Source organism: Acidiphilium sp. AL (assembly GCF_025499445.1).
GTDB lineage: Bacteria > Pseudomonadota > Alphaproteobacteria > Acetobacterales > Acetobacteraceae > Acidiphilium > Acidiphilium iwatense.
Genome location: NZ_JAIMBZ010000008.1, coordinates 25,644 through 47,069 on the forward strand (window position 1 = coordinate 25,644; position 21,426 = coordinate 47,069).

Consider the following 21,426-nt stretch of genomic DNA (forward strand, 5'->3'; position numbering starts at 1 on the left):
CTCATCTCCCCGGCAAGGAAATATCGGCGATGCGCGCGAACAGTTTCGCCACGGCGGCATCATCCTCGCGCGCCATCCCGGCGGACGCCGTCATCAGGAACAATTGCAGTGCCGAGCCCGCCATCGGTACCGGCAGCGGCGTTGCGCGCGCCATATCGAGCACGATGCCGAGATCCTTGGTGAAAATATTCACCGCACTGCGCGGCGCATAATCGGCATCCAGAATATGCGGCACCCGGTTCTCGAACATCCAGCTATTGCCGGCCGATCCGGTGATCACCTCATAAACCCGGCGCAGATCCAGCCCCATCGACGCGGCGAACGCGACCGCCTCGCACGCCGCCGCGATATGCACCCCCGCCAGCAACTGGTTGACCATCTTGAAGCCGGCGCCAATTCCCGCCTCGTCGCCCAATTCGTGCAGCGTGCCCGCCATCGCCTTCAGCGCCGGCCGTGCCGCGTCGAACGCCGTCTTGCTGCCCGATGCAAGAATCGTCAGCCTGCCCTCCGCGGCGCGCGCCGCCCCGCCGCTGATCGGCGCATCCAGATAATGCCGCCCGCTGCCTTCAAGTTTCGCCGCAAGACCGCGCACCGCATCCGGCGCCATCGTGGCGCAGGAAATGAACACCGCCCCCGGCGGCATCACGCCGGCGCATCCATCAGCCCCGAACAGGATCGCTTCCGTCTGCGCCGCATTCACCACCACACTGACAACGGCTCCCGCACCCCGCGCCGCCTCGGCGGCCGACGCGGCGACCTCTCCGCCGATCCCGGCAAGCGGCGCCGCATTCTCCGCGATCACGTCGAAACCGGCCACATCAAAGCCCGCACGCATTAGCGCCGACGCCATGCCGAACCCCATCGAGCCCAGTCCGATCACCGCGATGCGCGGCCGCGCGGTCTTGGTCTTCCGCTTTATCGTCATGTGCTCTCCCGCACTTCCAGCCTGAAGCCGACATCGAACCGCCGCCGCGCCGGACGCTCGCCCGCGATGCGCGCAAGCAAAAGCTCGGCGGCACGCCGCCCGATCAGCTTGCGCGGCGAAATAATCGTCGTCAGCGCGGGCGTGACCAGCGCGCTCATCGGCAGTCCATTGAATCCCGCGATCGCGATGCGGCCCGGCACCGCGATTCCATCGCGCTGCGCGCGCAATATCGCCCCCACCGCCATTTCGTCATTGGCGAAAAACAGCGCATCGATCACGGGCCGCATCGCCAGCACATCGCCGAGCGCCCGCCAGCCGATGTCCTGGCCGACACCGCCGGAATAATCGAACAGAACGTCCTCCGCTCCGCCCACCTCAAGAATCCGGCGATGCATCCCCTCATAGCGCTGGCACGCGCGATAATCGTCGCGCACCCGCACCCCGACAAACCCGATCCGCCGATAACCGCGCGTCAGCAAATGCTCCGCCATCGCCGCCCCCGCACGGTAATGCGACAGCCCGACATTCATGTCGATGCAGCGCGCGCCATGCTCCATGAACTCGACCACCGGCACGCCGGCATTCCGCAGCAGAGTCGCGGTACGTGGCAAATGGCGCAATCCGGCGATCAGCATTCCGGGCGGTGCCCAGCCGAGCAATGTCGCCGCCAGCGCCGCCTCGCGATCGAGATCGTAATCGGTGCTGCCCAGCAGCATCTGATACCCGCGCGTCTCGATCGTTTCCTGAATTCCCTCGATCACCTCGACGAACACCACGTTGGACAGCGACGGCACGATCACCGGGATAACGCCGGTTTTCGCCGAAGCGAGCGCGCCGGCCATCCGGTTCGGCACATAGCCGAGTGTGTCGATCGCGGCGCGGATGCGCGCGCGCAGCGCGTCAGAAACGCTCTCGGGGCGGTTGATCGCGCGCGACACGGTAATCGGCGCAACCTCCGCCGCCGCCGCGACATCGCTCAGCGTGACCGCGCCGCGCCCCGCGCGCTTCGCGGCCCGCGCGCGCGCCGTTGGGGAGGGTTTATCCATGGGTGACGGCTCACTCCTGGCTCGGCCGCTCATATCCCGATTCGGACGTTCGTCAGTGTTGGCAAAGGCATCCTACGAACGTCCGAAATCGATCAGGACACTAGCAAGCATTTGATTCTAGTGTGGTTTATGGTTCTGAAATTCTAAAACCGCTCCCTCAGGCACGTCGGAATTTCAAAACCACCACACTAGCCGGTTTTTTCAATGTCGCGCTTCGGAAGTATCGCGAATTTTCCTCCACCGCGCAAGATGGTAGCGCTGTCAAATCCTGGTTGCGCGACCACAGACCTGCCTCTATACCGGCCGCACCAATCGCCCGGAGGACACCATCATGACCACGGAAAAAATCGGCTTCATCGGCGTGGGCCTGATGGGTCATGGCATGGCGAAAAACATCGTCGCGGCGGGATATCCCACCACCATCCTCGGTCACCGCAACCGCAAACCCGTCGAAGACCTGCTCGGACGCGGCGCCACCGAGGCTAGGTCGGCAAAAGTCCTGGCGGAAGCTTCGGATATCGTGTTCCTCTGCGTCACCGGCAGCGAACAGGTGGTCTCCGTCATCGAAGGCGAAAACGGCCTCGCCGCCGCCGGCAAACCGCTTCTCATCGTCGATTGCTCGACCTCCGATCCATCCGTCACCACCCGCCTCGCGGCCGATCTCGCCGCAAAAAAAATCACCCTGATCGACGCCCCGCTCAGCCGCACCCCGAAAGACGCTTGGGACGGCACGCTCGATGTCATGATCGGCGGCGATCCAGCCGATGTCGCGCGCGTCCGCCCGATCATCGAACGTTTCGCGCAGCGCATCGTTCCTACCGGCCCCACCGGCACCGGCCACACCATGAAGCTGCTCAACAATTTCCTGGCACTCGGCTATGGCGCGCTCTATGCCGAGGCGCTGATGCTCGGCGCCAAATCCGGCCTCAAGGCCGAGGTGTTCGATCAGGTCATTCGTGGCGGCAGGATGGATTGCGGATTTTACCAGACATTTTTCAAATACGTGCTCGACCGCGACCGCGACGCCCATAAATTTTCGCTCCGCAACGCGCTGAAGGACACCAGCTACCTGGCGGCCTTCGCGCAGGCATCTTGTGCCGCGAACCCTATCGCCGCCGCCGTGCGCAATTCCTATGCGCTGGCGGTCGGCACCGGCCATGGCGACGATTACGTGCCGATGCTGTCCGATGTCGTCGCGAAACTCAACGGTATCGAGACCGCATCATGACCGACACCGCCCGCTTCGATGCCAAAATCGCCGTCGTCACTGGCGGCGCCGCCGGAATCGGGCTCGCGGTCACCGCCCGGATCGTCGCCGAAGCCGGCCGTGTCGCGATCTGGGACCGCGATCAGTCACAAATCGATGCGGCAAAAGCGAGATTCGGGGCAAAAATCCTCGGCATCGCCGTCGATGTCGCCGACTGGGACGCGGTCGAGCAGGCGGCGTCGCGCACCGCCGCCAGCTTCGGCGGCATCGACATCCTGGTCGCGAGCGCCGGCATCACCGGCCCGAACGCCACGACCTGGACCTATCCGGTCGCGGACTGGCACCGGGTGATCGCGGTCAATCTCAACGGCGTGTTCCACTGCAACCGGGCGGTGGTGCCGTTCATGATGCAGCGCAAGGATGGCCGCATCGTCAACATCGCCTCGATCGCCGGCAAGGAAGGCAATCCGAACGCGCCGGCCTATAGCGCATCGAAAGCGGCGGTGATCGGCCTGACCAAATCGCTCGGCAAGGAATTGGCCAGAACCGGAATCACGGTCAACTGCGTCACCCCCGCCGCCGTGCGCACCGCGATTTTCGAGCAGATGACCCAGGAGCATATCGACTTCATGCTGTCGAAAATCCCGATGGGCAGGTTCGGCACCATCGACGAAATCGCCGCCCTGATCTGCTGGCTGGCCTCCGAGGAATGCTCGTTCACCACCGGCGGCGTCTTCGATATTTCGGGCGGCCGGGCGACCTACTGACCACCCACTATCACGCCTCGGCGGCGGTGCGTGCGGCGGCGCGCTCGCGCGCGGCGGCGACCAGCGGCCCGTTCTCGTCATAGGCATGGCACGAATTGAGCAGCGCCGTCGGAATATCCCATCTGTCCTCGGTCTCGCCGCCCTCGCGCGCCGCCTTGTGGGCGCGCACGCTGAACATGGTCTGGATCGCCACGGTCGCCACCTGCTGCAGCAATTCGCGCAGATGGGTGCAGCCCTGGGTGCCGCCGACGCGCTCCATCGCCCCCTTGAGGAAGCCGCGCCCGATGGTCAGCCCTTCGAGCCGGGCGAAATTCGGCGCGACACCAGGGCAGATCGCATGCGGCGTCGCGTCCATCGCAGCCTCCGCCCCGCGCACCGTCAGTCCCTGATCGACGGTGACGCGCAGCGACATTCCATGGAGCGGCTCGCCGGCGCCGATCCGCCCGCGATCGCGGTTGGCGAAACCATAGGTTTTCGTGTCGGTCAGCCGCGCCTCGATATCGAGCATCCCGTCCTTGCGCAGATAGCCGCGCAGCGCGATGTCTCGCAGATGCAGGAGTTCGCGGGAGTCGGCGGGGCTGAGCGGCATGTCGCAGTCTTTCGTGATGAAGAATATTTACGCATACGTTAAGTCACCAAGCCACCCGGTGCAAATCCGCCCCCCATGCATGTCAGCCTTGCTGCGCCATATTTATAGCTGTCAAGCGGTTGCCCGATCACACGCGCGGGACGATCATCGGGCGATTGGAACCGGACTTCATGGAATATACCCATCAGCAGCGGCTTCAGGTCATCAGCGGAATCATCCTGTGCATGCTGCTCGCCGCGATCGACCAGACCGTGGTGATCCCGGCGGTACCGGCGATCGCCGCCGATCTGCACGGCTTCTCGCATGTTTCCTGGGTGGTCACCGCCTATCTCCTCACCTCGACCGCGACCACCCCGCTCTACGGCCGCCTGTCCGATCAGTTCGGCCGCCGAAAAACCCTGATCCCCTCGATCGTTTTGTTCGTCATTGCCTCCTGCGTCTGCGCCCTCGCCCAAACCCTGCCGCAATTGATCGCGGGGCGCGCGCTTCAGGGTGTCGGCGGCGGTGGTTTGCTCGCGATTTCCCAGGCCGCGATCGCCGACGTGGTTTCGCCGCGCGAACGCGGCAAATACCAGGGCTACATGGCCGGCACCTGGGGTGTCGCCTCCACCGCCGGGCCGGTCGTGGGCGGCTGGGTCACCGATCATCTTTCCTGGCACTGGATCTTCTGGTTCAACCTGCCGCTCGGCATCGCCGCCCTGGTACTCAGCCAGATCGGCCTGCGCCAGTTGCGCGTGGTGAAACGCGACGGGCGGATCGACTATCCCGGCGCCGCGCTGCTCACCGGCGCGGTCACCGCCTTCCTGCTCGGCCTGTCCTGGGGCGGCCACACCTATCCCTGGATTTCTGCTCCGGTCCTCGGCGTATTTCTCGGAGGCGCTGCCCTGATCGGCCTCCTCTGGCAATGGGAACGTCGCGTGCCGATGCCGCTTCTGCCGATGCGGCTGTTCGCGTCCGGTTCGTTCAACCGGCTGGTCGCGATCGGGTTTTTCATCGCGCTGGTGATGTTCTCGGCGATTTTTCTGCTTCCCTTGCTGTTCCAACTGGTGTTCCGAGCCAACGCCGCGCAATCGGGCTGGGACATCATGCCCTTCCTGATCGCGACCACGATCGGCTCCTACACCGCCGGCCAATGGGCGCGGCGGATCGGGCGTACGCGCGGGCTGCTGCTCGGCGGCCTCGCCGCCACCACCGCCGGTTTTCTGCTCCTCGGCCTGCTGCCGGCGACCACGCCGCTGCCTCTGGTGGTGCTGACCTGCTTTGCCGTGGGTGTGGGCATCGGGTTCGTTCTGCCGTCCAGCCTGGTCGCCATCCAGAACGCTGCGTCGCGCGCCGATGTCGGCGCCGCGACCGCGACTTTGCTTCTGCTGCGCGCGATGGGCGGCGCGTTTGGTGCCACTCTCGCCGGCGCCGTCCTGGCGCTCCGGCTAGGCAGCGGAATCAACGCTCTCGGCCGCGCGCGCGGCGCCGCCGCCAATCCGGCCCTCCCCGCCGCGTTTCACCTCGCCTTCCTCATCGCCGCCGGTTTCGCCGGACTCGCCCTGGTCATCGGCCTCAAGGTGGAGGATGTCCTGCTGCGCGAAACCCTGGAACCGGAACCCGAACTCATCGGCCATTGACGCTGCATATTTTTGCGCGTTTCACTCCCGGCCAGGAGCAAGACAATGGCGTTGCCGATCGGAGCCCGCACCAATATCGACGAGGAATTGACGCGCCTGAAGCGCGGCGTCGCCCGCAAGCTCGTCTATGCCGGCCTCGCCGACGTGCTGCTGCTATGGGGTGCGATTTTTCTGTTCAACGACGCGGTGATCAGCTTCCTCAGCCCGTTCGATTTTCTCACCTGGGCGTCCGGGCTCTGCGGGCTCTTCGGCACCTGGGCGATCACTCAGGTCCGCGCGCGCGCGCCTGCCCATGCCGAGAACGCACGCCGCCTGTTCTGGAGCTTCGTCGTGTTCTGCGCCGAACTGATGATCTGGCAGGCGCTCGGCATTCCGACCCCGATCGCCGGTCTTTCGCTCGCTCAGCAGAATGCCGGGGTAGTGTTCCAACTGACCTTCAACATGATGGGATTGGTCATTCTCGGCATCTGGGTGGGATGGGAAATGATCGCGCTCGGTTGCGGCGTATCGGCGATCATCACCGCCGATTACCTGCTCGGCCCGGCCGATCTGTTCATCGGAACCTCGATCCTGCTCACTGCCCTTGCCCTGCTCGCTGCCGGGTTCTGGATGCGCGTCTCCGCGCGCGATATCAGCGCCGATCCGTTCGCGATCAGTAGATAATCAATCCAATCTTGGTTCGATTCGTCGCGGCGGTGGCGGCGATGAAGACCGGGACGGCGGCGCCGAAGGCCGCGACCGGCCCAGAGGCTCGCGCGCAGCCTCCGGCGCGGGCGGAATCGCCAGCGGCGGCTGGGTATCCGGCTCGCGCGCATAGCGCGGTGCCGACGCGCGCGGCAGCGGGTCGTAGGGCGATTCGTCGATCGCAACGCCGCGCAGCGGTTCGGGCAGGCGCATCGTGAGAATGCGCAACTCCTCCTGCACCGCGTCCAACTGCGTCTCGATCGCCTCGAGCCGCGATTTCACTCCGAATACCGAGAACGGCATCGCCAGCAGCGCCAGCGCATAGAGCAGCGCGACCAGAAGCAGCACGAGGCCGAGCCACGCGGGCATCCAATCCGGCAGGGAGAACGGCAAGGTCATGGACCTATCTACCGGCCCCGGCACCCGGCAGGCAAGCCTTGCGTTTCGACTGCCGCAGTGGACATAACATGCCGGCCAAACGGGGGGAGTGTTCATGGCTTCCGATCTCGACATCGCGCGCGCCGCGAAACTGCGTCCCATCGCGGAGATCGCCGCCACCGCCGGTATCCCCCCTGGCTCGCTGATCCCCTATGGCCACCACAAGGGTAAGATCGATTTCCGCTTCATCGAGAGCCTGCGCGACCGGCCGGACGGTGCGCTTGTCCTGGTCGCCGGCATCAGCCCCACCCCGGCCGGCGAAGGCAAGACCACCACCACGATCGGCCTGGCCGACGCGCTGCGCGAAGCGGGCGCGCGCACGATGATCGCGCTGCGCGAACCGAGCCTCGGCCCCTGTTTCGGCCAGAAGGGCGGCGCCACCGGCGGCGGCCATGCGCAGGTCGCGCCGATGGACGAGATCAACCTGCATTTCACCGGGGACTTCCACGCGATCACCAGTGCGAACAACCTGCTCGGCGCGATGCTCGACAATCATCTCTACTGGGGCAATGCACTGGGGATCGACCCGCGCCGCATCCAGCATCGCCGGTCGATCGACATCAACGACCGCAGCCTGCGCGACGCGGTGATCGGCCTCGGCGGCGTCGCGCACGGCATCCCGCGCGAGGACGGGTTCGACATCACCGTCGCCTCGGAAGTCATGGCGATTTTCTGCCTCGCGCGCGACCTGGATGATCTTCAGGCGCGGCTCGCCCGCATGATCGTCGCCGAACGGCGGGATGGTTCCGCGATCACCCCTGCCGACCTCAATGCGGTGGGCGCGATGGCGGCCCTGCTGCGCGACGCGCTGCAGCCCAATCTGGTGCAGACCCTGGCCGGAACCCCCGCTCTGGTGCATGGCGGACCGTTCGCCAATATCGCTCATGGCTGCAACTCGGTGATGGCGACCAGGACGGCGCTGAAACTCGCCGATATCGTCATCACCGAAGCCGGATTCGGCGCCGATCTCGGCGGCGAGAAATTCCTCGACATCAAGTGCCGCCAGGCCGGTCTGGCGCCGTCCTGCGTGGTGGTGGTCGCGACCATCCGGGCGCTGAAAATGCATGGCGGCGTCGCCAAGGCGGATCTCGGGGCGGAAAACCCGCGCGCCGTCACCGCGGGGGCGGACAATCTGCGCCGCCATGTCGCGGCGATGCGCGCCTTCGGCCTGCCGGCGATCGTCGCGGTCAACGGTTTTCTCTCCGACACCGAAGCCGAGCGCGAAGCCCTGAATGAAGCCCTGGAACCGGATGAAATCGCGCCGATTTTCTGCACCCATTGGGCCGATGGCGCGGACGGTGCCGACGGGCTGGCCGAAACCGTGCTCGCCACGATTGCGGCAAAATCCGCGCGATTCGCGCCGCTCTATCCCCACACCATGCCGATTGCCGAAAAACTTCGCACCGTGGTCCGGCGCGCCTATGGCGGCGATGACATCGTGTTATCGCCCAAAGCGGCGAAACAGATCGCGCGCATCGAGCAGCGTGGTTTTTCTCATTTGCCGGTTTGCATAGCAAAAACCCAGTACAGCTTCACCGCCGACCCCAATTTGCGCGGCGCGCCCAGCGGTTTCACCATCCCGATCCGCGATATCCGGCTTTCCGCCGGTGCCGGCTTCGTGGTGGCGCTGGCCGGCGACATTCTGACCATGCCCGGCCTGCCGCGCGTGCCCGCCGCCGAAGCCATCGGCCTCGACGCCGCGGGCGAGATCAGCGGGCTTTTCTAACATTAGGTTAGTAATACTGCCATATGTTTCACGTGAAACAAAGGACCGGTTTGATACCTTTTTTGACCGGATAGACCCGCTTGGCGGCGAGGGTGATTCGCACCGATTTGGAGCCGCGCAGCAGGCTGGCGGGAATGCGACCCTAGGTTTCACGGAATGTCTGCGCGAAATCGGGGTGGAGCAGCAGTGCCGCTCCGCCATTCTCGAAGGCGTCGCGATTGCCGGTTTCCAGATAGGATTCGGCCGGCGTGCCCTCGGCATAAAGGATCGCGTGGTGGGGGAGTTCGATGTGGTAATAGGTGACCGCATGGCGCTCGACCTGACGAATCGTTTTGACATCCGCTTACGAGATCTATGATTCCTTGCCTTGGAATACCCCTCTTGCGCCCCGGCTCACGATCCAGATTCCCATCATATGATTTTTGACGCGCTCCGGGAGAATTCCGCCACCCATACTCGCATCGGGTCTATTCACGGCAGTTCGTGCCTCATTATCCGATTCGCGGCGCGTCCGGGCCAATCGTGACGCCGTCATCCTCAATCCGAAGGAGCCGATTGCCCGTTCACGCATGGGAAATATCGGTAAAAATTCGAGAAAATCGGGAATCCGATTTGCCCCAAGGAAAGTGATGCGGTGATGGCGTGAGGCCCTGGCGGCCGGCTCGCCTGGCGGATTGGTTCTCACCCGAGATGAGTTGGTATATTATCGTCCCTTCACAAAGACCAATCATCCCGTGAGGCTCGTCGATTACGCCAATCCCGCGAGACGAGAAACGGGTAACATGGGGGTATCATGACCGACATCGCGGTTTGCGTCGTACGGGTTCCCAAGGCCAGCTATCATGCCCAAGGCGGCTACAGCGCCGGGGATCTGGGCCAGCTTGTCGATCAAGCCAATAGCTTCATGGGCCGGCTGGTGAACCAGGCTCAGGGGCTGCACATGGTCGTCGCGCCCGAATATTTTTTCAGTCCGGTCGGGCCGATCGGCAGGCTGCGAAACCTGGGATCGCAGCCGATGACCAGAACCGAGAAGCATGACCTCTATGGCGATCTCGAGAAAGTCTCGCGCCGGGCCGGGAGCACCATCATCGTCGCCGGCTCGATTTTCTATCGCAAGGGCAATGGCGCCGGTGCGCGGGGGCTGAATGTCTGCCCCGTGCTGCGGCGCGGCAAGATCATCTACAAATACTACAAGAAATTCGACGATGGCGTTCTCGGCAAGAACGATCCCGCCGCGACCTATGACCACAAGGATACCAAGCCCTATTTCAAAACCGGAGGAGTCCGGTTCGGCATCGAAGTGTGCGGCGATCACACGAATAACGGGAACAACCTGGCATCCTGGCTTGCCACGAACCCGCGCACGATCGACGTCCAGTTGCTGATTTCCGACGGCAACGCGCCGTTCGCGCCGAACATGGCCGCGCGGGTCGGCGGCTATTTCATTCATTGCGATCTCAATGGAGAAGCGGACGCGGCGGTACGCGTCTATACCACCGCCGGCACCTGGCAACAGGCGAGCCGCACCACCGTCGATCCGCGCATCATCGTCGATTCAGGGCTTCCGGGCGTGGAACTGCGTTTCTTTTTGCTGAGGAATGTCTGAAGGAGGCAAACGAAAATCGCCGGCATTCATGCCGGCGATTTTGTGGGTGGTGCGGAGAAAAATTATCTGCCGAGCGACTGGGCGATTTCCTCGGTCATTTTCTTCGCATCGCCGAACAGCATCATCGTGTTGTCGCGGAAGAACAGCTCGTTATCGACGCCGGCGTAGCCCGACGCCATTGAGCGCTTGACGAACAGCACGGTTTTCGCCTTGTCCACCTCCAGGATCGGCATGCCGTAGATCGGCGAGGCGGAGTTGGTCTTCGCCGCCGGGTTGGTCACGTCGTTCGCGCCGATGACATAGACGACATCGGCGGTGGAGAACTCGTTGTTGATGACTTCGAGTTCGAACACCTCGTCATACGGCACGTTGGCCTCGGCCAGCAGCACGTTCATGTGGCCGGGCATCCGCCCGGCGACCGGGTGAATGGCGTATTTGACCTCGACGCCTTCTTCCTTCAGCAGATCGGCCATTTCGCGCAGCGCGTGCTGCGCCTGCGCCACCGCCATGCCGTAGCCGGGCACGATGATGACTTTCGACGCGTTGCTCATGATGAAGGCGGCATCCTCGGCGGAGCCGGATTTGACCGAGCGATCGCCAGTGACGCCGGCCGGTCCGGCGGTGCTGCTGTCGGTGCCGAAGCCGCCGAGCAGCACGTTGACGATCGAGCGGTTCATGCCCTTGCACATGATGTAGGACAGGATGGCGCCCGAGGAGCCGACCAGTGCGCCGGTGACGATCAGCGCGATGTTACTGATGGTGAAGCCGATGCCCGCCGCGGCCCAGCCGGAATAGGAGTTCAGCATCGAGATCACCACCGGCATGTCCGCCCCGCCAATCGGGATGATGAGCAGAATGCCGAGTGCCAGCGCCAGGGCCGCGATGATCCAGAACAGCACCTGCGCGCCGCCGGAAGCGACGAAGGCGACGATCAGGATGAAAATGAGAATCCCGAGCCCGAGATTGAGCTTGTGCTGGCCGGGAAAGCTGATGGGCGCGCCGCTCATCAGCGCCTGGAGCTTGGCGAAGGCGATGACCGCGCCGGTGAAGGTGATCGCGCCGATCGACAGGCCGATCGACATTTCGATCAGGCTTTCGACGTGCAGATGGCCGGGCGTGCCGATGCCGAAACTCTGCGGCGCGTTCAGCGCGGACGCCGCGACGAACACCGCCCCGAGCCCGACCAGCGAGTGGAACGCGGCGACCAGTTGCGGCAGCGCCGTCATGTTGACGCGCTGGGCGACCACCGCGCCGACCGCGCCGCCGATGATGAGGCCAAGAACGATCAGCCCGACGCCGGACAGAAGCATGCCGGGATGGCTGAAGGTGGCGAGGATGGCGATGGCCATGCCGGCCATGCCCATCAGATTGCCGCGCCGCGAGGTGGTCGGGTGGGACAGGCCGCGCAATGCCAGGATGAACAGGACGGCGGAGACCAGGTAGGCGAGCGTGATGCCCGGTTCGGTTGCGTAATTCATGTGTGTGAGCCGCCCTTACTTCGTCTTTTTCTTGAACATCGACAGCATGCGCTGGGTGACCAGGAACCCGCCGAAAATATTCACGCTGACCAGCGTGACCGCGATGAACCCGAAGGCGTGGGCAGCGAAGTCGCCGTGCAGCCCGGTCGCCAGCATGGCGCCGACGATGATGACCGAGGAAATCGCGTTGGTGACGGCGAGCAGCGGCGAATGCAGCGCGGGGGTGACGCTCCAGATCACGTAATAGCCGACGAATACCGCCATCACGAAAATCGCGAACAGGTCGATCAGCGGAGCGCCGTGCGGCGCGTGAGCGGCCGCCTGGGCGGCGAAGCCGGCGGCGTTCTGCGCGAGCACCGCGGCTTTATGGGCAAGGCTCGCCGCCTGGCCCGCGAGGTCTGCTGGGGTCATGCTGAGGGTCCTCTCACGCCGCCGCTTGCGGCTGGAAATTCGGGTGGATGACGGCGCCCGCCCTGGTCAGCAGCACGCCCTTGACGATGTCGTCCTCGGCCGGGAGTTTTGGCGCCCGCGCATCCATGTCCCAGAAACTGCTCAGAAAGGTCAGCAGGTTGCGGGCATAGAGGCTGCTTGCCGCCACGCCGATGCGCGCCGGCCAGTTGCGGTAGCCGAGCACGGCGACGCCGTTTTCGGTGACGATGCGTTCGCCCGGCACGGTGGCCGCGCAATTGCCGCCGGCATCGGCCGCGATATCGACGATCACGCTGCCCATGCGCATCGCGGCGACCGCCTCGGCGGTGACGATGGTGGGCGCGCGGCGGCCCTGCACCAGAGCGGTGCAGATGACGATGTCGTTCTTGGCGACGGTTTCGGCGATCAGCGCGGCCTGCTTGGCGCGGAACTCGGCGCTCATTTCGCGGGCGTAGGCGCCGGTCTGGCTCGCACTTTCCTCATCCTCGACGCCGATGAAGGAGGCACCGAGGGATTTGATTTCCTCCTTGGCGGCGGGGCGCACATCGGTCGCCGAGACGATGGCGCCGAGCCGGCGCGCCGTGGCGATCGCCTGCAAGCCGGCCACGCCGGCGCCGACGACGAAGACGCGCGCGGGCGGCACCGTGCCGGCGGCTGTCATCATCATCGCGAAGCCGCGCGGGAAGGCTTCCGCCGCCTCGATCACCGCGCGATAGCCGGCGAGATTCGCCTGGCTGGACAGAACGTCCATCGACTGGGCGCGGGTGATCCGCGGCAACAGCTCCATCGAACACGCATCGATCCCGGCCTTGGCGAGATCGGCCACCAGATCGGGGTTGGCGAGCGGCGCCAGCGTGCCGACCAGCAGGGCGCCGCGCGGGATGGCGGCGATGGTCGCCGGATCCGGCGGCTGGACGGTGAACACCACGCCCGCGCCGGCGAGTGCGGTGGCGGCATCGGGCGCGATTTCGGCGCCGGCTTCGCGGAACGCCGCATCGGCGATCGCGGCCGCCTCGCCCGCGCCGGACTCGACAGCCACGGTGAGGCCGAGCGCTGTGAGTTTTTTCACCGAATCGGGCACCGCGGCAACCCTGGTTTCGCCCGGCAGACGCTCCTTCAACACGGCTAGACGCATCCTATCGTATCCCTTCCCTTCGAACCTTGCGGCGGACGGATGTATCGCCATCCGCTCGATGTGTCGAATATTGTGGCGTCCCCCTTCCGCACGACATAAAATGCCATGCTCCGGTGGTATACAAAGTTATCTCGCACCATGAGCGGGGCGCGGTGTCAAGACGGTATCGCGCGCAGGGCTGGTGTGGCGGAGTTGCGCAAGGTTCCGGCGATCCGAAGGATCGCGGGAAACGCAACGGAGGTGGCAGCGCGCAAACCGGAAGGATACCAGCGGCCCGACAAAGATTGAACGAATCAGTTATTCAGGCCGCTGGTATAAAAGCTCGTCTCGACAGCGCGCGACGCATCCACCACAATGGGCGGAACATTTCATGGAGCGACGCATGATACGCGATGACCGGAACTGGACCGAAGCGCGCGACGATGAGGAAGAACCGGAGACGGAAACGCCGGAGACCGCGAAGCAGGAGCCGAAGGCGCCGGCCAGCGAGCTGGAGAACCGACTGTTCAAGCAGCGCAAGGTGCTGATTTTCGGCGAAATCAACGACCGGGTGGCGCGCGCGGTGACCGGCCAGCTGCTCGCCTTATCGGGTGCCGACGATGCGCCGATCGACGTATTCGTCAATTCGCCGGGCGGGCATGTCGAGAGCGGTGATACGATCCACGACGTGATCCGCTTCGTCGATGCGACCTCGCCGGTGCGGATGATCGGCACCGGCTGGGTGGCGAGCGCGGGGGCGCTGATTTTCCTGGCGGGCCACAAGGATCGGCGGTTCTGCCTGCCGAATACGCGGTTTCTGCTGCACCAGCCGATGGGCGGGGTGCGCGGGCCTGCCACCGATATCGATATCGAGGCTCGGGAAATCATCAAGATGCGCGAGCGGATCAACCGGATCATCGCGCGCGAGACCGGCCAGAGCTATGAGCGGGTCGAGCGCGATACCGACCGCAACTACTGGATGAGTGCCGACGAGGCGATCACCTACGGCATGGTGGCGAAAGTGGTCACCAGCGCGACGGCGCTCGACGCGGGCTGAGCGCGGGATTCACGGCGAAAACATAACAGGACATCAGCCGCGACCGGCCGGTTTTCGGCGTGCCGGTCGCCGGGCGGAATAATCCGGGCAATGCGGCGTCAAAGTCAGGGACGGTGATGCGTCAACCTGACCTGCTGCGCACGCATCATGAATTGGCCGGGGGATATCATGCCACGCTACACGCTTGTGGCGATCATCCTGCACTGGATCATCGCATTCGACATCATACTGCTCGTTGTCCTGGGCGTCGTCATGGTTCAGCTCCCGATGTCGCTCGAGACCAGATTCGCTCTGTTCCAGCTTCACAAATCGATCGGGATCACCGTTCTGTTTCTGGTATTGCTGCGGATTGCCTGGCGCATCTTTCATCCGGCACCGCCTTTGCCGGCGCGAATCCCGCGCGCGCAACGGCTCGCGGCGCATGGTATGCATTACCTGCTTTACGCGCTGATGTTCTGGATTCCCCTGACCGGCTGGCTGGTGCTTTCGGTCTCCAGCCTGAAATTGCCGTTCCGGCTCTACGGCATCGTCGATTGGCCGGACCTGCCCGTGTTCGGCCTGCTGAAGCGCGGGCATGCGGCGGAAAGCGCAGTGGCGGTTCTCCACGTCTATGGCGCATGGATCATCGTCGCCGCCGTGGGACTTCACGTGCTTGCGGCGCTTCGCCATCAATTCGTCGAGCGCGACGAGGTCTTGCAGCGGATGCTGCCGGCATGGCCCGTGCTGAAACGGACGACGGATCGCCCGGCCGTGCCGGAGCCCGATGCGGCGGCATCGATTGATCCCCGGTGCCATAGAGAGTTCGGCAAGCCACCTTCCGACGGAAGCGCCCATGCAAAACGGCAATGATCCAGACGATTCCGCAGCCTGCCGCGACGGGCTTCGCGATCTGGAAGCCTGCATTCCCGCGTTGCGGCGCTATGCGCGCCTGCTGCTCAAAAGCCAGCAGGATGCCGACGACCTGGTGCATGACAGCCTGGTTCTGGCACTCGGCCGGCTTCACACGCTGCAGGAGGAATCGCGGATGCGCCCCTGGCTGTTCGCCATTATCCATAACCTGTTCGTCAGCCGAATGAGGCGGCGGCAGCGACAGGGCGAGACGGTTCCCCTCGAGCTGATCGATGAGGAGAAAATGAGCATCACGGCGGTTCAGGAAGAGGGGTTGCGGCAACGCGACGTCTTGCGGGAGCTGGAGAAGCTGCCCGAAGATCAGCGGCTGGTGATCGTTCTGGTCAGCGTGGAGGAACTTTCCTACGCCGAGGTCGGACAGGTGCTCGGCATTCCGATCGGTACGGTGATGTCGCGACTGTCGCGGGGACGGGAGCGGCTCAGACAGGCGATGAACGGCGAGGAGCGCCCCACGCTTCGGAGAGTGAAATGAACGAGATCGAACGCGCGATCACTGAAGATGAGCTCCATGCCTTCGTGGACGGCCAACTGGACTCGGCGCGGCGCCCTGCGCTCGAGCGCCATCTCGAGCAGGACCAATCGGCCGCGAAGCGGGTTGCCGCATACAAGATGCAGCGCGCCGCCTTGCGCGCGGCCCTGGCCGATCATTTGGCCGAACCGATACCGCCGCTGCTCGATCCGCGCAGATTGATGAAGCTGCGCGAGGCCCGGCGCCGTATCGCTTGGCAGATGGCCGCCGCGATCCTTTTCGCGTTTCTGGCCGGAAGCGGCGCGGGCTGGCTGGTGCGCGGGCGATTGCCAGATGGTTCGCCGGCGGGCATCCCCGCTTTGGCGCAGGAGGCGCTGATCATTCACGCGGTCTACGCCACGGATCGCGGTCCGCCAGCCGAATCCGGCGCGGCACGGCAAAACGCGATCTACCAATGGCTGTCGAGCGAGCTGAAGCATCCGCTCATCATGGTGAATTTGACCGCCATCGGCTATCGTTTCGTCGGCGGCAGGCTGGCCGCGACCGACCATGGACCGGCCGCGATGCTGCTCTACGAGGACGCCGGCGGCACCAGGCTCACCGTCTTCGTTCGGCCGATGCCCGACCGGAAACGGGATACCAGGACCGTCCATGTCGGGGCAGGCGATGTCGACGGATATGCGTGGATCTGCGACGGGCTGGGATATGCCGTGCTCGCCACGGCACCAACGAAGGATCTTCACGATATCGCGGTCATGGTGCGCCACCAGGTGGACCCGACCTGAGAGTCAGCCAAGCCACGCATGCCCGAGCACGACACCGACCGCAACTACTGGATGGGCGCGGACGAGGCGATCGCGCCTACGGCATGGTCGCGAAAGTGGTCACCAGCGCGAAGGCGCTCGACGCGGGCTGAGCGCCCGCCCGCCGGGCCGGCCGGTCAGGCGGCGCGAACCCGGCCGCCGCTGCCGTCCAGCTTGAAGACGCGCACCGGGATGGATTTCGCGGCGGGAACCTTGCTGCCTTCCGCGTGATGCCACAGGGGGATCAGCGCGTTTGCCTCGGGGTAGTAGGCGCCGACGCAGCCATCGGGAATGTCGTAAGCGGTGACGCGAAAGCCGGTCATTTCGCGGGTCCGGTCGTCGGCGACGGTGGCGAGGCCGACGGTTTCGCCGTCCACCAGGTCGAGCCGCGCGATGTCGTTGCCGTTCATCAGCACCACCATGCGGGTGCCCTTGATGCCGCGAAACCGGTCGTTATAGCCGTAGATCGTGGTGTTAAACTGATCGTTGCTGCGCATCGTCATCATCATCAGCACGTCGGTGCCTTTTTCGGGCATGTCCGGGTCTTCGGCGAGACTTTGCGGGTCGATGAAATGGGCGCGCTTGGTGTCGGTGTTCCAGATGCGCTGGCGTGCCGGGATGGCGCGGTAAAATCCGCCGGGCTCCCACATCCGGGTTTCCATGTTCTCGAAATCGGGATAGATCGCGCCGATTTCGGTGCGGATCAGCGCGTAGTCGCCGACCCAGGCGTCCCAGTCGATGCGCGGGTTGGGATCGAGCGCCGCCTTGGCGATTTCGGCGACGATTTTCGGCTCCGACAACAGATGCGCGCTGGCCGGCGGGCGCACGCCGCGCGAGCCGTGGACGCAGGCGGTGCTGTCTTCGACCGAGACCGCCTGATCGCCGGTGGCCTGGCGGTCTTTTTCGATCCGGCCGAGACAGGGCAGGAGATAGGAAATCTCGCCATGAACCAGATGGCTGCGGTTCAGCTTGGTGGCGACGTTCACCGTGAGGCGCATCCCGCTCCAGGCCGCTTCCATCGCCTCGCGCTCGGGCACCGCGCGCACGAAATTACCGCCGAGCATCAGGAAAGCCTTGATTTTACCGGCGATGATCGCTTCACAGGCTTCGACTGTGTTCAGGCCGGCGTTGCGCGGCGGCTCGAAGCCGTAGCGTTCGGCGTATTTGTCGAGCGGGACCAGTTCGGGTTTTTCGCTGATGCCCATGGTGCGCTGGCCCTGCACGTTGGAATGGCCGCGCACCGGGCAGATGCCCGCGCCGACCTTGCCGATATTGCCGCGCAGGAGCAGAAGATTGACGAGCATCTGGACGCCTTCGACGCCTTCGCGATGCTGGGTGATCCCCATGCCGTAGACCACCATGGTTTTCTGCGCGCGGCCATAGACGGCGGCGGTCGCTTCCATCGCGTTGCGCGACAGGCCGGACCTCGCCTCCAGGGTTTGCCAGGAGATTTTGCGTGCCGCTTCGGCGAAAGCGTCGAACCCATCGGTCTGTTCGGCGATGAACCCGTGATCGAGGAGCCCGACGCGGCCGGAATTGCGCGCCGCGTCGTCGGCGGCGATCAGTGCCTTTGAAATTCCCATGATCGCCGCGATATCCCCGCCGAGCCTGACCTGATGGTATTGCGTGCTGATCGGGGTGGGCGAGGTCACTAACATCTCGGTCGGCGATTGCGGGTTGGTGAAGCTCAGCAGCCCCGGCTCGCGGATCGGGTTGAAGGTGATGATCGGCACGCCGCGGCGATGCGCATCCTGCAGCGGATGCAGGGCGCGCGGCGAGTTCGAGCCGGGATTCTGCCCGAAGAAGATGATGCAGTCGGTTTTTTCCATGTCCTCGAGCGTGGTGGTGCCGACCGGAACGCCGATGCTCTGCGTCAGCCCGACCGACGTGCTTTCGTGGCACATGTTGGAACTGTCGGGCAGGTTGTTGGTGCCGTAAAGCCTTGCCGCGAGCGCGTAGATGAAGGAGGTTTCGAGCGAGGCCCGGCCGGAAGAATACCAGACCGTTTCGTCCGGCTGCATCGCGCGCAATTCGCGGCCGATTTCCTCGAAGGCCGATTGCCAGGACACCGGAAGATATTTGTCGGTCGCCGCATCCCATCGCATCGGCTGGGTCAGTCGGCCCTGCTGCTCCAGATCGTAATCGGACCAGCGGCGCAATGCGTCCACCGTATGCTTGGCAAAAAATTCGGGCGTGGTGCGCCGGCTGGTGATTTCCCACGCGGTCGCCTTGGCGCCGTTTTCACAATATTCGAAGGCATGGGGCTTGGCCGGTTTCGGCCAGGCGCAACTGACGCACGCGAAGCCATCCGGCTTGTTCTGCGCCATCAGGATTTTCGCGCCGTCGAGCGGGATGCGCTCGCGCAGCAGGATCTCGGCGAGCGATTTCATCGAGCCCCAACCGCCGGCGGGCGAGGTGTAGCGTATGATTCTCGGCTTGCGTTTCATCCCAGATGTCTCCTGCGCAATGGTATAGATGCTATCTTGGGTGAACGGTGCGGGATAGTCACGATCATAACCATAGTTTCATCTGCGGGAGCATCGAAATTCGGCTGCCGGCGACTGAGATAGGGTGAGTTGGCGGCAACCCCCAACGAACCAACGAAGGAAACGCAGATGAGCAGCTTCGATCCCACCACGCCGCCGCGAACTGGCACGACGGCCGGCGACATATCGCTGAGCGAAACGCCGAGCATGATCGCCGCCAGCAAGGTGAACGGCACCAATGTCTATAACCAACTGGGCGACTCGATCGGCTCGATCTATGACCTGATGATCGACAAGCGCAGCGGCCGGGTGCATTACGCAATCATGTCGTTCGGCGGTTTTCTCGGCCTGGGCGAGCATTATCACCCGTTGCCGTGGCAATTGCTGAAATACGACGAACGGCAAGGCGGCTACATCGTCAATCTCGACCGCGACCGGCTGGAGCGGGGCCCGGCCTATGCCACCAGCGCGACACCCGACTGGTCGAACGGAATCTATGGCCACGAAGTCGACCAATACTATGGGATTACGCCAGGAACCGCGGATCGGTAGGCGGCATTACTTCGGGAGCGCGGATTTCAGAAGCCGGATTTATTGTCCTTCCTGGTCCGCGCCGCCTGTTTCGCGCTTGCCTGACTCTCCGTCCTGGGGCGTGACGCAGCGGCTTTGCCGCCGGTTTTTCCGCCCTTGCGCGATGCGGCATGGCTTTCCGGCTTGCCGACGCCGGAGCCGCTTTTATTGCCGCCCCCGCTTTCCTTGTTGACCGTGGCCCAGGCCCGGCGTTCCGCTTCCGGCGCGGCGACGCCACGACTTTCGTAGCTCTCCTCGATATGGTCGGCCTTGCGTTTCTGTTTGTCGGTATAGGCGGATTTGTCGCCGCGCGGCATGGCATCCTCCTTGGATTGACTATCGCTTGATGATGGTCCGGGGCGGCGCGGATTGCCTTTCATTCGTTTGTCCCGCCGATGAACAATGGGCAATTTGCCTGGAACGGCCTTGAGAATGCCCGCCGCCGCCCAGAGATTCCCAAACCCGTGACCCCACGCCCTGACAAGGAGAATGACCATGGCCATCGAGCGGCTCTGGAAAGCCAAACCGGACATCTTCAACGTCCAGCCCAACCATCACATGCTGGGACTAAACACCTAGCCGATGCGAAACCCAGGAGTTCGACGCGCTGATGCTGCCGGGCGGTGTCGCCAATCCCGATCAGTTGCGCACGCTGTCGAAGGCGGTCGCGTTCGTCGAGCATTTCGCGAAGCAGAGAAAGCCGATCGCGGTGGTTTGCCATGGTCCGTGGACATTAATCGAGGCCGACGCGGTGCGTGGCCGCACCATGACCTCCTGGCCGTCGCTGCAGACCGATCTGCGCAATGCCGGCGCCCATTGGGTCGATCAGGCTACGGTATGCACACATCTCTTTGCGGCAAAGAATCAACCCGAAAAAATTTCGCCGAAGCCAGATTAAAGTACATGATCTGAAGTGCTCATAATAGAGAACACATAACGGGATCAAATCGGAATATCGGTTACAATCCGTTGATTTACATACATTTTATGAAATGTGTGAATCCCGTAGGTCGATCAGGAGGTGGTGACCGACGGCAACATGGTGTCGTCGCGCAAGCCGGACGATCTGCCGGCTTTCAACAAAGCCTTCATCGCCCTTCTGGAACAGTCGGGCGCGCGGCATGCGACTTGAGCGCGGTTGGAACAAAGGCCTGAAATCCATGAGATTTTCCGTTTTTATTGTCGAAGCCAAATGTTTCCGAAGCCTCGACTTGAAACGACTCTCCACGATGTCACCCGCCGCATAGGTATTTCCGCTTGGTCAAAGGAGTGACGTGTGCCGCGATCGACGGCATCGCCGCCGAAGCGAAGGAGGTGATGAGCGATATCGCCGATCCGAGCGTGCTCGATGTCGGGATGGCCTCGTCCGCGCAGGCGGTCGAGCATTACGAGATCAGCCGGTACGGCACGCTGATCGCGCTGGCCAGGCGTTGGGCCACACCGACTGCGTGAGCCTGTTCCAGCAGACCCTGGAAGAGGAAAAAGCGGCCGGATTCTGGGGCAC

The 21,426-nt window shown here is 64.1% G+C and carries 23 protein-coding genes and 1 pseudogene; 14 read left to right on the top strand and 10 right to left on the bottom strand.

Translation table 11 applies throughout. The features are described from left to right. Window position 1: 1 nt before the first annotated feature. Both ltnD and AiwAL_RS07510 read right to left on the bottom strand, forming a co-directional pair. A complete protein-coding gene (ltnD, locus tag AiwAL_RS07505) occupies window positions 2–925 on the bottom strand; it encodes an L-threonate dehydrogenase (RefSeq protein WP_262312446.1) in 924 nt (307 codons plus the stop codon). Next, window positions 922–1,971, bottom strand: a complete 1,050-nt coding sequence (locus tag AiwAL_RS07510; RefSeq protein WP_262312447.1) for a LacI family DNA-binding transcriptional regulator — start codon at window positions 1,969–1,971, stop codon at window positions 922–924. The genes ltnD and AiwAL_RS07510 overlap by 4 nt, the downstream gene beginning before the upstream one ends. A gap of 331 nt (window positions 1,972–2,302) precedes the next feature. Here AiwAL_RS07510 and AiwAL_RS07515 point away from each other — a divergent pair, with 331 nt between their 5' ends. Further along, a complete protein-coding gene (locus AiwAL_RS07515; RefSeq protein WP_235703859.1) occupies window positions 2,303–3,199 on the top strand; it encodes an NAD(P)-dependent oxidoreductase in 897 nt (298 codons plus the stop codon). After that, window positions 3,196–3,945 carry an SDR family NAD(P)-dependent oxidoreductase gene (locus AiwAL_RS07520; RefSeq protein WP_235703860.1) on the top strand — a complete coding sequence of 250 codons (750 nt, stop codon included), beginning with the start codon at window positions 3,196–3,198 and terminating at the stop codon, window positions 3,943–3,945. Before AiwAL_RS07515 ends, AiwAL_RS07520 begins: the two co-directional genes overlap by 4 nt. Window positions 3,946–3,955: 10 nt before the next feature. Here the strand turns inward: AiwAL_RS07520 and AiwAL_RS07525 are convergent, their stop codons facing one another. Beyond that, the gene (locus tag AiwAL_RS07525) at window positions 3,956–4,534 is read right to left on the bottom strand and encodes a DUF2889 domain-containing protein (RefSeq protein ID WP_235703861.1); all 579 of its coding nucleotides are present in this window, start codon (window positions 4,532–4,534) and stop codon (window positions 3,956–3,958) included. Between the two features lie 170 nt (window positions 4,535–4,704). On the opposite strand from AiwAL_RS07525, the gene AiwAL_RS07530 reads away from it, so the two are divergent. Together AiwAL_RS07530 and AiwAL_RS07535 are read left to right on the top strand one after the other, a co-directional pair. Then, window positions 4,705–6,153, top strand: coding sequence for an MDR family MFS transporter (locus AiwAL_RS07530; protein WP_262312448.1), 1,449 nt, complete (start codon window positions 4,705–4,707; stop codon window positions 6,151–6,153). 45 nt (window positions 6,154–6,198) lie between these two features. After that, window positions 6,199–6,816, top strand: a complete 618-nt coding sequence (locus AiwAL_RS07535) for a hypothetical protein (RefSeq protein WP_235703863.1) — start codon at window positions 6,199–6,201, stop codon at window positions 6,814–6,816. On the opposite strand, the gene AiwAL_RS07540 is transcribed toward AiwAL_RS07535, so the two are convergent. Continuing rightward, window positions 6,817–7,236, bottom strand: coding sequence for a hypothetical protein (locus AiwAL_RS07540; protein WP_235703864.1), 420 nt, complete (start codon window positions 7,234–7,236; stop codon window positions 6,817–6,819). A gap of 94 nt (window positions 7,237–7,330) precedes the next feature. On the opposite strand from AiwAL_RS07540, the gene AiwAL_RS07545 reads away from it, so the two are divergent. After that, window positions 7,331–9,001 (top strand): formate--tetrahydrofolate ligase, encoded by a 1,671-nt coding sequence (locus AiwAL_RS07545; protein WP_235703865.1) that lies wholly within the window; start codon window positions 7,331–7,333, stop codon window positions 8,999–9,001. A 142-nt stretch (window positions 9,002–9,143) separates the two neighbouring features. Here AiwAL_RS07545 and AiwAL_RS20315 read toward each other — a convergent pair whose 3' ends face one another. Further along, complete coding sequence (locus AiwAL_RS20315; protein WP_316044772.1) at window positions 9,144–9,329, bottom strand: Hint domain-containing protein; 186 nt, start codon at window positions 9,327–9,329, stop codon at window positions 9,144–9,146. A gap of 465 nt (window positions 9,330–9,794) precedes the next feature. Between AiwAL_RS20315 and AiwAL_RS07555 the strand changes: the two genes are divergently transcribed. After that, complete coding sequence (locus tag AiwAL_RS07555) at window positions 9,795–10,607, top strand: hypothetical protein (RefSeq protein ID WP_235703867.1); 813 nt, start codon at window positions 9,795–9,797, stop codon at window positions 10,605–10,607. Between the two features lie 62 nt (window positions 10,608–10,669). Here the strand turns inward: AiwAL_RS07555 and AiwAL_RS07560 are convergent, their stop codons facing one another. From AiwAL_RS07560 to AiwAL_RS07570, 3 genes are read right to left on the bottom strand one after another with little or no spacing between them, the layout of a single operon-like run. Beyond that, entirely contained in the window at window positions 10,670–12,085 is a 1,416-nt protein-coding gene (locus tag AiwAL_RS07560; RefSeq protein ID WP_235703868.1) for an NAD(P)(+) transhydrogenase (Re/Si-specific) subunit beta, read from the bottom strand. Between the two features lie 15 nt (window positions 12,086–12,100). Next, the gene (locus AiwAL_RS07565) at window positions 12,101–12,496 is read right to left on the bottom strand and encodes an NAD(P) transhydrogenase subunit alpha (RefSeq protein WP_235703869.1); all 396 of its coding nucleotides are present in this window, start codon (window positions 12,494–12,496) and stop codon (window positions 12,101–12,103) included. A gap of 13 nt (window positions 12,497–12,509) precedes the next feature. After that, a complete protein-coding gene (locus tag AiwAL_RS07570; RefSeq protein ID WP_235703870.1) occupies window positions 12,510–13,649 on the bottom strand; it encodes a Re/Si-specific NAD(P)(+) transhydrogenase subunit alpha in 1,140 nt (379 codons plus the stop codon). A 382-nt stretch (window positions 13,650–14,031) separates the two neighbouring features. Between AiwAL_RS07570 and AiwAL_RS07575 the strand changes: the two genes are divergently transcribed. The 4 genes from AiwAL_RS07575 to AiwAL_RS07590 all read left to right on the top strand — a co-directional run bounded on the left by AiwAL_RS07575 (window position 14,032) and on the right by AiwAL_RS07590 (window position 16,848). Beyond that, the gene (locus AiwAL_RS07575) at window positions 14,032–14,685 is read left to right on the top strand and encodes an ATP-dependent Clp protease proteolytic subunit (RefSeq protein ID WP_235703871.1); all 654 of its coding nucleotides are present in this window, start codon (window positions 14,032–14,034) and stop codon (window positions 14,683–14,685) included. A gap of 168 nt (window positions 14,686–14,853) precedes the next feature. Beyond that, complete coding sequence (locus AiwAL_RS07580) at window positions 14,854–15,534, top strand: cytochrome b (RefSeq protein WP_235703872.1); 681 nt, start codon at window positions 14,854–14,856, stop codon at window positions 15,532–15,534. After that, window positions 15,518–16,066 (top strand): RNA polymerase sigma factor, encoded by a 549-nt coding sequence (locus AiwAL_RS07585; RefSeq protein WP_235703873.1) that lies wholly within the window; start codon window positions 15,518–15,520, stop codon window positions 16,064–16,066. The genes AiwAL_RS07580 and AiwAL_RS07585 overlap by 17 nt, the downstream gene beginning before the upstream one ends. Then, window positions 16,063–16,848, top strand: a complete 786-nt coding sequence (locus AiwAL_RS07590) for an anti-sigma factor (RefSeq protein WP_235703874.1) — start codon at window positions 16,063–16,065, stop codon at window positions 16,846–16,848. Before AiwAL_RS07585 ends, AiwAL_RS07590 begins: the two co-directional genes overlap by 4 nt. A gap of 155 nt (window positions 16,849–17,003) precedes the next feature. Here AiwAL_RS07590 and AiwAL_RS07595 read toward each other — a convergent pair whose 3' ends face one another. After that, on the bottom strand, window positions 17,004–19,313 hold the full coding sequence (locus AiwAL_RS07595) for an FdhF/YdeP family oxidoreductase (RefSeq protein WP_262312449.1): 2,310 nt from the start codon (window positions 19,311–19,313) through the stop codon (window positions 17,004–17,006). Between the two features lie 168 nt (window positions 19,314–19,481). Between AiwAL_RS07595 and AiwAL_RS07600 the strand changes: the two genes are divergently transcribed. After that, complete coding sequence (locus tag AiwAL_RS07600) at window positions 19,482–19,904, top strand: PRC-barrel domain-containing protein (protein ID WP_262312450.1); 423 nt, start codon at window positions 19,482–19,484, stop codon at window positions 19,902–19,904. Window positions 19,905–19,930: 26 nt separating this feature from the next. Here AiwAL_RS07600 and AiwAL_RS07605 read toward each other — a convergent pair whose 3' ends face one another. Further along, entirely contained in the window at window positions 19,931–20,239 is a 309-nt protein-coding gene (locus AiwAL_RS07605; protein ID WP_262312451.1) for a plasmid stabilization protein, read from the bottom strand. Window positions 20,240–20,517: 278 nt separating this feature from the next. Here AiwAL_RS07605 and AiwAL_RS07610 point away from each other — a divergent pair. From AiwAL_RS07610 to AiwAL_RS07620, 3 genes and pseudogenes are all read left to right on the top strand, one after another. Next, window positions 20,518–20,820: pseudogene (locus AiwAL_RS07610) on the top strand (DJ-1/PfpI family protein); the annotation flags it as partial. Window positions 20,821–20,943: 123 nt separating this feature from the next. Further along, window positions 20,944–21,054, top strand: coding sequence for a hypothetical protein (locus AiwAL_RS20370; RefSeq protein ID WP_329603564.1), 111 nt, complete (start codon window positions 20,944–20,946; stop codon window positions 21,052–21,054). A 137-nt stretch (window positions 21,055–21,191) separates the two neighbouring features. Beyond that, window positions 21,192–21,374, top strand: a complete 183-nt coding sequence (locus AiwAL_RS07620; protein WP_235703878.1) for a ferritin-like domain-containing protein — start codon at window positions 21,192–21,194, stop codon at window positions 21,372–21,374. The last annotated feature ends 52 nt before the right edge of the window (window positions 21,375–21,426 follow it).